The organism is Yoonia maritima, assembly GCF_043641945.1.
Classification (GTDB): domain Bacteria; phylum Pseudomonadota; class Alphaproteobacteria; order Rhodobacterales; family Rhodobacteraceae; genus Yoonia; species Yoonia maritima_B.
This window is the reverse complement of record NZ_JBHZRX010000003.1, coordinates 516962-530636: the sequence shown is the minus strand read 5'-3', so window position 1 is coordinate 530636 and position 13675 is coordinate 516962. Positions and strand designations below refer to the sequence as shown.

Below are 13675 nucleotides of genomic sequence, written 5' to 3'. Positions count from 1 at the left end.
TCAACAAATAAAAGGATTGCTTAGCCTAAGCGACTCTGTAAGATTTTCATTATGTTAGTTGAGCTTTCATATGGATTGGCGTGAAGTCCCATCACTTTCTGCGCTGCGCGCATTTGAATGCGCCGCACGCGCTGGGTCGTTTTCAAAGGCTGCACGCGAATTGAACGTGACACATGCTGCAATCGCGCAACACGTTCGTGCGATTGAGGCCGAATTGGGTACTGCCTTGCTTGTCCGGCAAGGGCGCGGCGTCGCCTTAACCGAAGCAGGCGCACGTTTGGCGGGCACCCTTTCTGACGGGTTCGGCCAAATCATATCAGGCGTGAAATCGGTTCGTGGCGATGCAGAAACGCGTCCACTTTCTATCACCGTGACGCACAATTTCGCAGAAAACTGGCTCATGCCGCGCATATCGCAATTCTGGGCAAAGTACCCTGAAATTGCGCTGTCCATTGTCCCCAGCAATAAGCTCGTTGATCTGCGCCGCGATGGGTTTGACTTGGGTATTCGATACGGTGACGGAAACTGGGCCGGATTAGAAACCACACATTTGTTGGCGGCCGATTACACGGTTGTTGCGGCGCCGGGTGTCGTCGATCCCGACACACTACCGTCAACAGATGTCCCATGGTTTTTCGAAGATGATCACCAAGAAGCCCGTAGATGGGTGACCGAGGCCGGAATGGTCTCAGAAAGCCAAAAGACGTTCAATGTCACGACGCTTGGCATGGCGCTATCTGCCGTCAGATCGGGCGGCGGTATTACTGTCGCCTCTAGCGCGTTGGTGGCAGACGACATCGAAGCTGGCCGTCTCGTTCCGCTGTCGCAAACGCAGCCAGAGGGCTTAGGCTATTACATCACGCACTATCCCGGCGTCCTGTCCAACAGAGTCAAAACGCTGAAATCTTGGTTGCTTAAGATGATCTAGCGCGGGCTACGCTTTGCCAAGATACGTTGCAAAGTCCGACGATGCATCGACAAACGCCGCGCCGTTTCTGACACGTTGCGATCACACAGCTCATAAACCCGCTGAATATGTTCCCAACGTACACGATCTGCGCTCATTGGGTTTTCCGGGGGCGGGGGCAATGTATCATTGCGGGCAAGCAACGCATTTGTGACATCAGTCGCATCCGCAGGTTTGGCCAAGTAATCGGTCGCGCCAATCTTTACCGCGGCAACAGCAGTCGCAATCGCGCCATAGCCCGTCAAAACGACGATCCGGCTTTCTGGCCGTTTCGCACGAAGCGTTTCCACGACGTCCAAACCATTACCGTCTTCTAACCGCAGATCGACAACCGCATAGGCCGGGGGGCGTGCTGTCGCAATTGCCTTACCAGCCGCAACAGATTCCGCTGTCTCTACCGCGAACCCGCGTTTTTCCATTGCCTTTGCAAGCCGCCGCAAAAACGCTTCATCATCGTCAACAAGAAGCAGGCTCTTGTCGTCGCCTAGGTCCAACGGCTCGGTCATCTTAGTTCATTCCTCGCATGTTCGCCGACAAAGTGTAAGTTTATGCTGGCAATCGTCAACCTGCTGCAAAACAAGCAGTGACATTCGCAACATGTTCGGGGCTGTCGGCCCGACCAAAATATGTCGCGAAACCCGTATCGGGCAGCATCAGATAAGTCGATGTCGAATGCTGAACGAGATAATATTCAGGATCGCCATGTTCCTTCTTATAAAACGTCCGGTAGGCCTTTGACGCCGCCGCGACTTGTTCTTCTGTACCAGTTAGCCCGATCATCTTTGGATGAAAGTTGTCGGCGTAATCACGGACGACGTCGACAGTGTCCCGCGCTGGATCAATCGAAATGAATACTGGCGTGGCGCTGACGCCTTGATCGGCGAGAATATCAATGGCTGCCGCATTGCGCGCGCTATCCAGCGGGCAAACATCGGGGCAAAACGTGTAGCCAAAATAAACCAGCGTTGGCTCGGTAATGATATCAACGTCGGTCACGGTCGCGCCAGTTTCGCTTAGCAAAGTGAACGGCCCACCGATGTCATCACCCGCAGCAACGCCACAATCAGGTGGGGAAGCAAGCTGAGTAACGGCAAACATACCACCGACAACGGCAACCACTGTCACCCCGGAAATGATCGCTATCGCTTTTGACATCTTCTGTCCCTTCTCAATCGGCCGCATTGATCCCCTATGAATGCCTGCGTATCAATGGTCTACCTTGCCGCAGTGGATAACCGATCACATGTCTGTTTCAGAATTCAACATGTTTCAAGAACAGCAACGCAGCAATTGGGTGCGATTGCGGACGCTGACCACGCTTCGGTGGTTCGCTATTGCAGGGCAGGCGGGCGCATTTTTGGTCGCCTCTTTGATCTATCGGCTTCACATCGAACTTGGTCTTGCGTTCGCGTTGGTCGGGGTATCCGTTGTTGCAAACCTTATTGCCAGCTTTGCCTACCCAGAAAACAAGCGCCTTTCTGAACGCGAAGCATCACTGTGGCTTGTGTTTGACCTGATCCAGCTGACGCTGCTGCTGTTTATCACGGGCGGGCTCAACAACCCGTTTGCGATGCTTGTCCTTGCGCCTGTTACAATCGCGGCAACTGTCCTGCATCGCGCAAGCACGATCTTTGTCGGCGTCACGGCGATTGGGCTGATCACAACAGTCAGCCAGTTTCACCTTCCTATCATCATGGCTGATGGCACGACGCTAGTACTGCCCACTATCTTTCAATTTGGGTTCTGGGCATCGCTTGTGATCGGGATTGTGTTTCTGTCCACCTACGCCCGCCAAGTCACAACCGAGATGCATGCCATGCGCGAAGCATTGGTCGCCACGCAATTGGCCTTAGCCCGCGAACAAAAACTGACTGATCTTGGTGGGGTGGTCGCCGCTGCTGCGCATGAACTGGGAACCCCGCTTGCCACGATCAAACTGGTCAGCAGCGAATTGATGGAAGAACTCGGCGATCAACCAGACCTGTTCGAAGACGCAAGCCTGATCCGTCAACAGGCCGACAGATGCCGCGATATTCTGCATTCCATGGGTAGGGCAGGCAAGGATGACCTGCATTTGCGCCACGCCCCGTTAGAAGCAATCGTCCGTGAAGCCGCGGAACCCCACATGGATCGCGGCAAGTCAGTCGTGTTCCGCCTTTCCGCAGCCGAAGACGCCGATCAAACTCAACCTACAATCGCGCGCCGACCCGAGATCGTCCACGGGTTACGCAACCTGATACAAAACGCCGTTGATTTCGCACAGACCGAAGTCTGCGTCGAACTTTCCTGGAGCGACAGCGATATCAAGGTCCGCATTTCAGACGATGGACCGGGGTTTCCTGGTTCTGTAATCGGACGCATTGGTGATCCCTATGTGCGCGAACGGCGGCAATCGGACGACACAGGCGGGCGCCCCGGCTATAAAGGCATGGGGCTGGGCCTATTCATCGCAAAAACACTCCTCGAACGATCCGGTGCAGAGCTAACTTTTGCCAATAGCCGTCGCGCTGGGTTGGGCGAAGGCGGTGCCGTCATCGATGTGGTCTGGAACCGCGATATCCTGCCAAATAGCGGTGACCGCGTCAGCGAACCGCTGGGTGAAAACCAACAGCACAGCGCAGAAATCTGAGTCAGGCGGCATACTTAACTCGACATTAACCTTAGGAGCGGATGCTCAACCTCGGTTTTACTGAGGACGCTCACAGATGCTATTGAGTCTACTGGACCTCGCGGTCATTGGTGTTAGCTGCGCAACCTGTCTTGGGGTCGTTTACAAATCGCGACGCGATGTCGCCACCTTGCGCGCCGCAAACGACCAAAAATCAAAGCAGCATAATTTGCTGCCCGTCTTTTTGTTTCAGGGCAACGAGTTGGTTGATGCGACACCTCAAGCATTGGCATTAATTGAAGATCGCGACGACAACCTCTCAGAATTCGACGCACTGATGCAGGTATTGGGGCCTCATTTTCCCAAATTGCGCGGCGCATTGGAAAATCCACCCACAACAAAGACGCGGATCGATGGTGTGGAAACGACCTCGCTCTGGATAGAAATCAGCGAAACAGACGGGCGATTACGAATAGCCATGAACGGGACCCAGGGTTCCGAACAGATTGGCCAGTCTACGACCATAGCGCAGGACGTACGCCTTTCAGAGCTCGCTATGATGCGCGACCTTACACAAAATACGCCGCAACTCATCTGGCAAGAAGCAAACGACGGAAAGCTACTATGGGCCAATCAAACCTACTTAGAATTCGTTGACCAAATGCAATCGCCGGATGGGAACAATCTGGCAATTTGGCCCAGCGTTTCGATCTTTCCTGAACTGCACGAAATCCCTAGCGCAAAAGGAACGTCGCTGCGCCGCCTTTCAGTTCAGTCGCTTGATCAAGCCGCCGATCACTGGTTCGACGTGACAAGCGTGCCCTACGCAAACGGCTTTATGCATTTTGCAACTGACGCCAACGGTATAGTCCGCGCCGAACAAGAACGACGGAGCTTTAAACAAACGCTTGGCCGCACCTTTGCCGAACTATCTATCGGCCTCGCAATTTTCGACAAACAGCGTCAACTGACGACATTCAATCCTGCTGTGCTGGATCTGACTGGCCTAAAGTTCGATTTTCTGAGCAGCCGACCCACGCTCGAGGCAGTGTTGGATAAACTGCGGGAATCCCGCATGTTACCAGAACCCAAAAACTACACTTCTTGGCGCGATCAGTTCAGCGCACTCGAAGCGGAAGCCAAAAAAGGGACCTACAGCGAAACATGGGCCTTACCAGATGGGCAGACATACCGCGTTACCGGGCGCCCCCATCCTGATGGCGCATTCGCGTTTATGTTCGAAGATATCAGCGCCGAAGTATCATTAACCCGCAGGTTTCGCGCTGACATCGAAACCAGTCAGGCTGTGCTGGACACCATTCCAGACGCTATCGCTGTATTCTCTAGCGCTGGAACCCTCGTTATCTCGAACCAAGCCTATGCTGATCTGTGGCAAACAAATCCGGCTTTGTACCACGAGCAACGCGCGCTTCAGACCGAAACAAAGGTCTGGCAACAACGGTGTACGGCTACCCCGATCTGGTCAAAGATCCAGAAATTTACGCATCAAATCGGCCCGCGCGAAGCGTGGTCCGATAGTACGCTACTTGATGACGGTCGCCAGCTGTCATGCCACGCGAACCCAATCGCCGGGGGTAAGACGCTAGTGCGATTTACAACCGCAGCGAAAATGCACCCCGTTATCCAAAAACTAACCATGCACGATCCAGCGATCCGCGTTCGCAAACGCTGATTTGACCTTGCAGGTAGCGACCCAAGCAATAGTGTTTCGGCATGAACAATATGCCGATCACAATCGCCCTGCCGAACGAAACTGACACCGTTGAACTGGCCAGCCGCATCGCGCTGTTGCTGGCCCCCGGCGATACGCTTTTGCTGGAAGGGTCCATCGGCGCAGGTAAATCCGCCTTTGCCCGCGCATTAATCCGCGCCCGGCTTGGCCGTATGGAGGACGTTCCATCCCCAACCTTCACCCTTGTCCAAACATACGAAGACCCAGAAGGCGACATCTGGCACTGTGACCTTTACCGGCTGACACACCCTGACGAAGTATTCGAACTCGGGCTAGACGAAGCATTCACAACCGCCATCTGCCTGATCGAATGGCCTGATCGGCTCGGTACTGATGCCCCAAAGAACGCTCTTAGACTGGCGTTCGCGGCAGGAGATACAGAACACAGCGTTCAAATCACGACAACACCGGAATGGCACGACCGGCTAAAGGCGGTTTTGTGATGGAACGCAAAACTATCATTGATAACTTTATCGCCTCGTCTGATTGGGCTGCTTGGGACCGACATGCACTTGCTGGTGATGCGTCTGCCCGGCGGTACGAACGCCTGACCGATGGCACGTCAAATGTGATTTTGATGGATGCGCCACCTGAAAATGGTGAAACAACCCACGCCTTTGCCAGCATCACTAGTCTGCTCCAAAATGCGGGGTTAGCACCTCCTGAAATCTTAGCGCATGACGTGTCAGCTGGTATCATGATCTTGTCCGACCTAGGCCAAGACGACTTTGCAAGGTGGTTAACTCAGAACCCTTCCGACAACTTGACGCTTTATCGCGCGGCCACCGACGTTTTGGTCCATCTCGCCAATTACCCAGCGCCTTCAGACCTGAACCAAATGACACCCGAAATCGGCGCTCAAATGGTCGAGATCACAGGTGAATTCTACGCCAACGCCCCTACACCGGACCTCACTAACGAAGTGCACCGCGCGCTGATCACACTCGCACCAAATGCGAACACGCTCGCGCTCCGCGATTACCACGCTGAAAATCTGATTTGGCGACCCGAACAACAAGGGCTGAACCGCGTTGGTTTGCTAGATTACCAAGACGCATTTATCGCGCCAGCAGGTTACGACCTCGCATCACTGTTGCGGGACGTACGACGGGAAATAGACCCAGCATTAGCGCAAGAAATAACAACGTATTACATGGCAAAGACAGGTGCGGGCAGCGAGTTCCCCGCGCAGTTGGCCTGCCTTGGTGCCCAGCGCAACTTGCGAATATTGGGGGTGTTTGCACGGCTTTCCCTCGTCATGGGTAAAAAGCGATACATTGATTTGATCCCACGGGTATGGGCCAATCTAATGGCCGATCTACGCCATCCAGAACTGAAAATGCTGGAACAGGCGGTGCGCGATACGCTACCAGCACCGGACACAGAAACACTTGCAAGGCTTCGCGCATGACCACGCCCATTCTATTGTTTGCCGCCGGGCTTGGAACCCGCATGGGCGCACTGACCAAGGATCGGCCAAAACCTCTTGTTCAAGTGGCGGGCAAACCGTTGATCGACCATGCGCTGTCATTCACTGACATCGCAAACGTCGGGCAAAAGGTTGTGAACGTGCACTATCATGCGGACCAAATGCGCAGCCATCTGGCTGGGCAAGACATCGCAATTTCTGATGAAACCGACGCATTGCTAGAAACCGGAGGTGGGCTACGGCAGGCACGGGCGCTACTTGGGTCTGGTCCGACGATCACCATGAATACCGATGCAGTGTGGCGGGGGCCCAACCCGATTGAGACGGTTTTGTCAGCATGGCGCGATGAAATGGAAGCACTGCTTCTGGTGATCGAAAAGCCAAACGTACATGGGCATCTGGGCAAAGGCGATTTTCTTGTCGATAGCGATGATCGCCTGCACCGTGGGCCTGACGTGATCTATACCGGCGTGCAGATCATCCGGCCCGAAACGCTCGACCACATACAAGAAACCGCATTTTCGCTGAACGTCGCATGGAATGATATTGCCACGCGTGGCGGGCTTTACGGTGTAAAATACGATGGGGCTTGGTGTGATGTCGGACAGCCATCCAGCATCCCAATTGCCGAGGCGATGTTGAATGTTTGAACCATCAGACAGCCCTCGCATTTTCGGCAGCGCACTGGGCGTCGATTTCGCACAGTCACTGGTGGATGGCCTAACCGCTCGTGGTCAGAACATGACTCCGGAAGACTGGGCGCGTACCGAAATATACGTCAACACAACACGTATGCAGCGCCGCATCCGCGAAGTATTCGATGCTGGCCCAGCGCGCCTATTGCCACGGATCAAACTGGTAACTGACCTTGCGAATGACCCGGTATCGCTGATCGTTCCGCCTGCTATTGCACCTTTGCGTCGGCGGTTTGAGCTTCTACAATTCGTATCGAAATTGCTAGAACAAGAACCCGACCTTGCGCCGCGTGCCGCGCTTTATGATCTGTCAGATAGCCTTGCGAAACTGATGGACGAAATGCAGGGCGAGGGCGTAAGCCCAGAAACCATTGCCAGCCTAGATGTGTCCGATCAATCTGGCCATTGGCAGCGGGCGCTCAAGTTCCTCAACATTATCACACCGTTTTTTGGTGCGACCAACGACACCCCCGACAAAGAAGCGCGCCAACGGCTTGTCATCGAAACGCTGTCACAGCGCTGGGCGGAAACGCCACCAACCCATCCAATCATCGTCGCCGGTTCAACCGGTTCACGCGGCGCGACCGCGATGTTTATGCAAGCGGTCGCAAAACTACCCCAAGGTGCGATTGTCCTTCCCGGTTACGATTTCGATCTTCCCGATCCCGTTTGGCAAGCGATGGACGATGAAATGACCGCCGAGGATCATCCGCAATTTCGGTTCCGTCGTCTCATGGACCTCATGGAATTTGGCCCCAATGACGTAAAGTCTTGGTGTGATTTGCAGCCCATTCATCCAGCGCGAAACAAATTGGTATCACTGTCGCTACGCCCTGCACCCGTCACCAGCCAATGGCTGGAAGAAGGACCAAAGCTGGGCGACCTGTCCGCTGCAACCGAAGGGCTGACATTAGTCGAGGCCGTATCCCCCCGCGCCGAAGCCGAAACCATCGCGTTACGCCTGCGCCAAGCTGTCCAAGACGGGATCACTGCCGCGCTTATTTCTCCCGATCGGATGCTAACGCGGCAGGTTACCGCCGCGCTGGACCGTTGGGATATTAAACCGGACGACAGTGCCGGTGTTCCGTTGCAGTTGTCGCCTCCGGGCCGGATGCTGCGCCATGTTGCTGACATGCTGGGCAAACCGCTGACCGGGGAAATGTTGCTCGTGTTGCTGAAGCATCCGCTGTGCAACTCGACAGATTCTGAGCGCGGCCCGCATTTGCGTCATTCCCGCGAACTTGAGATCTATCTGCGCCGCAACGGGCCGCCATTCCCAACGCCTGATACGCTACGTGACTGGGCGTCCCGTGCTGAAGGGCGCGATGAATGGGCGAATTGGCTTTCCGAAACGGTATTTGGCTATGCCGATCCGCTTACCATACCTTTGTCCGACCATTTGCAGACGCATCTCCGACTGGCCGAAAAGCTGTGCGCCGGGCCATCAGGAACAGACGCAGGCGAGCTGTGGAAAGAAGCAGCAGGCCGCGAGGCACGCAAAACCTGCGATACGATTGCCGAGAACGCCGACTTTGCTGGCGAAATGGATACCAAGGATTACGCCGCGCTTTTCGGCGCGATCCTGTCCGAAGGCGTCGTGCGCGAACGTGACAAAGGCCACCCACAAATCCTGATCTGGGGTACGCTAGAGGCCCGTGTTCAAGGCGTTGACCTGACGATCCTTGGCGGGATGAACGATGGGGTTTGGCCCGAGGCACCAGCACCAGACCCTTGGCTAAACCGCGTCATGCGGGCCAAGGCCGGATTGCTTTTGCCCGAACGGCGCATCGGTCTTTCCGCGCACGATTATCAACAAGCAATTGCCGGCAAAGAGGTCTGGATCACGCGCGCTAAACGGTCCTCTGACGCGGAAACCGTACCTTCGCGTTGGGTGAACCGGCTTACCAACCTGCTACGTGGATTGCCCGAACAAAACGGCGTTGTCGCGCTGGACGCGATGCTGGAACGTGGCCGCAACTGGGCTGACATGGCCGCCCAGCTATCAAGCGCCGATCACCGGAACGATCCTGCGCCACGTCCATCACCTTGCCCACCAGTTGATGCGCGTCCCAAGCAATTGTCCGTCACACAAATCAAGACGCTGATCCGCGATCCATTCGCGATTTACGCACGCAAGGTGCTGCGCCTCGACCCGCTTGATCCGTTGGCACCAACAGCTGATGCACCTTTGCGCGGTACAATCGTGCACGAAGTCTTGGAAAAATTCATCGCTGGCGGCTTTGCACCCGATGATCGCGAAGCACTGATGCAAATCGCCAACGAATGTTTCCTTGAACACTGCCCATGGCCCACCATCCGCGCCCAGTGGATCGCCCGGATGGAAAAATCAGCCGATCCGTTCCTAGCAGATGAGGTCAAACGCCAAGCCCTGTCCGATCAGCGTGTGATCGAAAAGAACGGTGAAATCGTAGTTCCAAACGTAGGTGTAAAACTGACCTGCCTTGCCGACCGGATCGACATCACCCCTGACGGTCAGGCGCTGATCTACGACTATAAAACCGGCGTTGTTCCCAGCGAAAAACAGCAAGAAAACTTTGACAAGCAACTGTTGCTAGAGGCTGCGATGGTCGAACGCGGTGCGTTCAATGACCTTGGACAGAAACCCGTTCAAGCTGCCACATTCATCGGCGTAAACACGACGATGAAAAACAGCAACGCGCCACTTGAAAAGAACCCGCCAGATCAGGTTTGGGCCGAGTTAGAGACGCTTTTTGAAAATTGGCAACGTGTTGATCGCGGCTATACCGCGCGGATCGCGCTATTCTCAAAGACCGATTACAGCCCCTATGATCACCTGTCTCGGTTCGGGGAATGGGACACCAGTGACGATCCAAAACCAGAGGTGCTGACATGATCCGCGACGCAGCATCCCAACGGCAGGTCGACGCCGCTGATCCACGCACATCCACTTGGCTTTCTGCCAACGCCGGATCTGGCAAAACCCGCGTGCTGACCGACCGCGTAGCGCGGCTATTGTTGGAAAAGGTGTCCCCGCAAAACATCCTTTGCCTAACCTACACCAAAGCCGCCGCAGCCGAGATGCAGAACCGCCTGTTCAAGCGGCTTGGTACTTGGGCGATGATGGAGGACGACGCGCTGCGTGCTGACCTTCAATCGCTTGGTGTGGATCGTGTGATCGATGACCAACAACTGCGCGAAGCAAGGACGCTTTTTGCACGCGCCATCGAAACGCCCGGCGGTTTAAAAATCCAAACCATCCACTCGTTTTGTGCAGGTGTCCTGCGGCGTTTTCCGCTCGAGGCGCAAGTCAGCCCGCAGTTCCGCGAAATGGAAGACCGCGCCGCAGAGCTGCTACGCGCCGAGGTCATGGATGAACTGATCGCCGGTCCAGATGCACCCGCTGTCGAACAGGTTTTGGGATACTTCACCGGCGCGGAGCTATCCAAACTGACGGCCGAAGTCGCGAACAAACGTGATGCCTTTGCAAACGGCATCCCACGTGAAGCGCTATGTGAAACACTTGGGATTGATCCGGCGCTTTCGGCTGATGTGCTTGTTTCACAGGTCCTAAGCCAATCAAGCCTTGATACGATCCACGCACTGGCCAAGATTTGCGCCAAAGGCAGTTCGACCGAAGCCAAGGCTGCAGCAACACTTGATAAAGTCTGCACAACCGCACCCGGGACTCTGCAAGACCTAGAATTATTAGAAAGCGTGTTTCTTTTCGGGGCATCGGCCAAATCCCCGTTTGGGGCGAAGGTCGGTAGTTTTCCGACCAAAGGCACCCGCGAAGCCCATGCCGAACTGATGGACGATCTGGAACCCATCATGCTGGGCGTTCAAGACGCTCGCGAAGATCGGCTGGCGCTAAATGCGTTGCACCGTACGCTTGCGATCTATCGGTTCGGCGCCGTTTTTGTGCCGGCCTATGAACAGCGCAAGTTGATGATGGGTGCGTTGGATTTTGACGATCTGATCCGCAAAGCCAAGGCACTGCTAACTGATCGGGACGTGGCGCAATGGGTATTGTTCCGTTTGGACGGCGGCATTGACCACGTATTGGTTGATGAAGCCCAAGACACAAGCCCCACCCAGTGGGCCGTGATCGAACAACTGACCCAAGAATTCGCGAGTGGCGAGGGCGCACATCCAGACCGCGAACGCACTGTGTTTGTTGTGGGCGATAAAAAGCAGTCGATCTATTCATTCCAAGGCGCTGATCCTGCCGCCTTTGACGAAATGAAGGTCCATTTCCGCGATGCCCACCACGCCGTTGAAAAGCCGTTCGAGGTCACATCGCTAGACCATTCGTTCCGGTCTTCGCAAGCGATCCTGTCCGTCGTGGATGCCACGTTTACGGGTGACCGCGCCGCCGGGATGGACGACACGCTCACCCACATAGCATTCAAAGAGAACATGCCGGGGCGCGTTGATTTATGGCCTGTCGTCGAAAAATCGGTGGTTGATGAACCCCGCAACTGGTTCGACCCCATCGATCTGCCCAGCGAAACGGACCACACTGTGCTGATGGCAAACCGTGTGGCGGAACAGATCAAACGCATGATCACGCACGAAACCTTGCCAGAGGAAATCGGGCATTCGGGCGAGTATCACCGTCGTCCGATCACCGAAGGCGACTTTTTGATCCTAGTGCAGCGACGTTCGGAACTGTTCTCTGAAGTGATCCGCGCGTGTAAGGCGGCAGGTCTAAAGATCGCGGGTGCTGACCGTCTACGCGTTGGTGCAGAACTGGCGGTCAAAGACCTTGCGGCGCTTTTGAACTTTCTTGCCTTGCCAGAGGATGATCTTTCGTTGGCTTCCGCCTTGCGGTCCCCATTATTTGGCTGGTCAGAACAGGATCTCTTCACACTGGCACACCACCGCCCAGAAAAAGGATATCTATGGCCTGCCTTACGGGATTCAGACCATTCCCAGACTTTGGCTATCCTGCGTGATTTACGCAAAGAAGCTGACTTTTTACGCCCCTATGACCTGATTGAACGTATCCTGACGCGTCACGATGGGCGGCGCAAACTTTTGGCGCGGTTGGGGCCAGAGGCAGAAGATGGCATTGATGCGCTGCTTTCCCAAGCACTCGCCTACGAAAGCACAGGGGTGCCTAGTCTGACCGGTTTCCTGACGTGGATGGAAACTGATGATCTAGAAGTTAAACGCCAGATGGATGCCCAAGGTGACCGGATCAGGGTGATGACTGTGCACGGGTCCAAGGGGCTTGAAGCGCCGATTGTTATTTTGCCAGACACTGCAAAACGCCGTGTTGACGTGAAAGACGAATTGCTACCGGTCCGTGATCACGTGATCTGGAAAACTGCAGCGCAGGCTTCGGGTTCTGCAATGCAGGAAATCCGAGATGATTTCGTCGCCAAGCAAACCCGCGAACGGATGCGTCTTCTTTATGTTGCGATGACGCGTGCGGAAAAGTGGCTGATCGTCGGGGCCGCTGGTGATGTGGGGGACGGTGACGACAGTTGGTATAACATCGTTGCAGACGGCATGGCGGCCCGCGGCGATACCGAAATACAAATCGACGACATGGAAGCGCGGCGCGTGGCGCACCTTGATTGGGACGCAGGCGAATTGCTGCAGCCCGAACCAATCGCAGAAACGAAAGTTGAGGCACCAACCTTTGGCCCAGTGCCAAAGCTAACCATTCGCAAAACGTTGTCTCCGTCAGAGTTTGATGGCGCGAAAATCATGCCCGGTGATCCGGCGCGGGTGGATATCGAAGACGCAATGGAACGCGGGACAGCGATCCACAGTCTGTTAGAATACCTACCGCAAGCCGACCCAAAAGAGCGCAAAGCGCTTGGCCAGCGTGTATTGAAACACAACGATCCCGAACTTGTGGACGAAGTTGTCCGGCTTTTGGATCAACCTGATCTAGCCCAACTTTGGGATCCAGCCGCCTTGACCGAAATTGATGTCACCGCCGACATCGATGGTATCGGCCGTATTCATGGCACGATTGACCGATTGATCATCCGCGAAGACAGCGTTCTGGCGATTGATTATAAATCGAACCAAATCGTGCCTGATCATGCCACCCAAACGCCGTTGGGAATTTTGCGGCAGATGGCAGCCTACGATGCTGCCTTGCGCCAAATTTATCCAGATCGCGATGTTTGTGTCGGCATTTTATGGACGGCCACGGGGACATTGATGCAACTGCCCAAAGAACTGCTTCACGAAACCCTGAACGGCCTTTCGATCCCTTGACCAA

The 13675-nt window shown here is 55.2% G+C and carries 10 protein-coding genes; 8 read left to right on the top strand and 2 right to left on the bottom strand.

Annotated features, from left to right (window positions below):
• Nucleotides 1–70 precede the first annotated feature (70 nt).
• Entirely contained in the window at nt 71–928 is an 858-nt protein-coding gene (locus ACHUEV_RS09230; RefSeq protein ID WP_394179140.1) for a LysR substrate-binding domain-containing protein, read from the top strand.
• Here ACHUEV_RS09230 and ACHUEV_RS09225 read toward each other — a convergent pair.
• Nucleotides 925–1473 carry an ActR/PrrA/RegA family redox response regulator transcription factor gene (locus ACHUEV_RS09225; RefSeq protein WP_394179138.1) on the bottom strand — a complete coding sequence of 183 codons (549 nt, stop codon included), beginning with the start codon at nt 1471–1473 and terminating at the stop codon, nt 925–927. The two genes, ACHUEV_RS09230 and ACHUEV_RS09225, sit on opposite strands and share 4 nt — an antisense overlap.
• A 55-nt stretch (nt 1474–1528) precedes the next feature.
• Nucleotides 1529–2122 carry an SCO family protein gene (locus tag ACHUEV_RS09220; RefSeq protein ID WP_394179136.1) on the bottom strand — a complete coding sequence of 198 codons (594 nt, stop codon included), beginning with the start codon at nt 2120–2122 and terminating at the stop codon, nt 1529–1531.
• Nucleotides 2123–2210: 88 nt separating this feature from the next.
• On the opposite strand from ACHUEV_RS09220, the gene regB reads away from it, so the two are divergent.
• The 7 genes from regB to addA all read left to right on the top strand — a co-directional run bounded on the left by regB (nt 2211) and on the right by addA (nt 13671).
• Nucleotides 2211–3596, top strand: a complete 1386-nt coding sequence (regB, locus tag ACHUEV_RS09215) for a sensor histidine kinase RegB (RefSeq protein ID WP_394179134.1) — start codon at nt 2211–2213, stop codon at nt 3594–3596.
• A 76-nt stretch (nt 3597–3672) separates the two neighbouring features.
• Nucleotides 3673–5268: a PAS-domain containing protein gene (locus tag ACHUEV_RS09210; protein WP_394179132.1), complete on the top strand. Its 1596-nt coding sequence runs from the start codon at nt 3673–3675 to the stop codon at nt 5266–5268.
• A gap of 50 nt (nt 5269–5318) precedes the next feature.
• Nucleotides 5319–5771, top strand: coding sequence for a tRNA (adenosine(37)-N6)-threonylcarbamoyltransferase complex ATPase subunit type 1 TsaE (gene tsaE / locus ACHUEV_RS09205; protein ID WP_394179266.1), 453 nt, complete (start codon nt 5319–5321; stop codon nt 5769–5771).
• Nucleotides 5771–6739 carry an aminoglycoside phosphotransferase family protein gene (locus ACHUEV_RS09200; protein ID WP_394179130.1) on the top strand — a complete coding sequence of 323 codons (969 nt, stop codon included), beginning with the start codon at nt 5771–5773 and terminating at the stop codon, nt 6737–6739. Before tsaE ends, ACHUEV_RS09200 begins: the two co-directional genes overlap by 1 nt.
• A complete protein-coding gene (locus tag ACHUEV_RS09195; protein WP_394179128.1) occupies nt 6736–7407 on the top strand; it encodes a nucleotidyltransferase family protein in 672 nt (223 codons plus the stop codon). Before ACHUEV_RS09200 ends, ACHUEV_RS09195 begins: the two co-directional genes overlap by 4 nt.
• Nucleotides 7400–10327, top strand: coding sequence for a double-strand break repair protein AddB (addB, locus tag ACHUEV_RS09190; RefSeq protein WP_394179126.1), 2928 nt, complete (start codon nt 7400–7402; stop codon nt 10325–10327). Before ACHUEV_RS09195 ends, addB begins: the two co-directional genes overlap by 8 nt.
• Complete coding sequence (gene addA, locus ACHUEV_RS09185; RefSeq protein ID WP_394179124.1) at nt 10324–13671, top strand: double-strand break repair helicase AddA; 3348 nt, start codon at nt 10324–10326, stop codon at nt 13669–13671. Before addB ends, addA begins: the two co-directional genes overlap by 4 nt.
• The last annotated feature ends 4 nt before the right edge of the window (nt 13672–13675 follow it).

Excerpts from the sequence above, each read along its gene's own strand:
- regB (WP_394179134.1), top strand. The coding sequence starts at position 2,211 with ATGTCTGTTTCAGAATTCAACATGTTTCAAGAACAGCAACGCAGCAAT.
- tsaE (WP_394179266.1), top strand. The coding sequence starts at position 5,319 with ATGCCGATCACAATCGCCCTGCCGAACGAAACTGACACCGTTGAACTG.
- ACHUEV_RS09195 (WP_394179128.1), top strand. The coding sequence starts at position 6,736 with ATGACCACGCCCATTCTATTGTTTGCCGCCGGGCTTGGAACCCGCATG.
- ACHUEV_RS09220 (WP_394179136.1), bottom strand. The coding sequence starts at position 2,122 with ATGTCAAAAGCGATAGCGATCATTTCCGGGGTGACAGTGGTTGCCGTT.
- ACHUEV_RS09210 (WP_394179132.1), top strand. The coding sequence starts at position 3,673 with ATGCTATTGAGTCTACTGGACCTCGCGGTCATTGGTGTTAGCTGCGCA.
- ACHUEV_RS09200 (WP_394179130.1), top strand. The coding sequence starts at position 5,771 with ATGGAACGCAAAACTATCATTGATAACTTTATCGCCTCGTCTGATTGG.
- ACHUEV_RS09230 (WP_394179140.1), top strand. The coding sequence starts at position 71 with ATGGATTGGCGTGAAGTCCCATCACTTTCTGCGCTGCGCGCATTTGAA.
- addB (WP_394179126.1), top strand. The coding sequence starts at position 7,400 with ATGTTTGAACCATCAGACAGCCCTCGCATTTTCGGCAGCGCACTGGGC.
- addA (WP_394179124.1), top strand. The coding sequence starts at position 10,324 with ATGATCCGCGACGCAGCATCCCAACGGCAGGTCGACGCCGCTGATCCA.
- ACHUEV_RS09225 (WP_394179138.1), bottom strand. The coding sequence starts at position 1,473 with ATGACCGAGCCGTTGGACCTAGGCGACGACAAGAGCCTGCTTCTTGTT.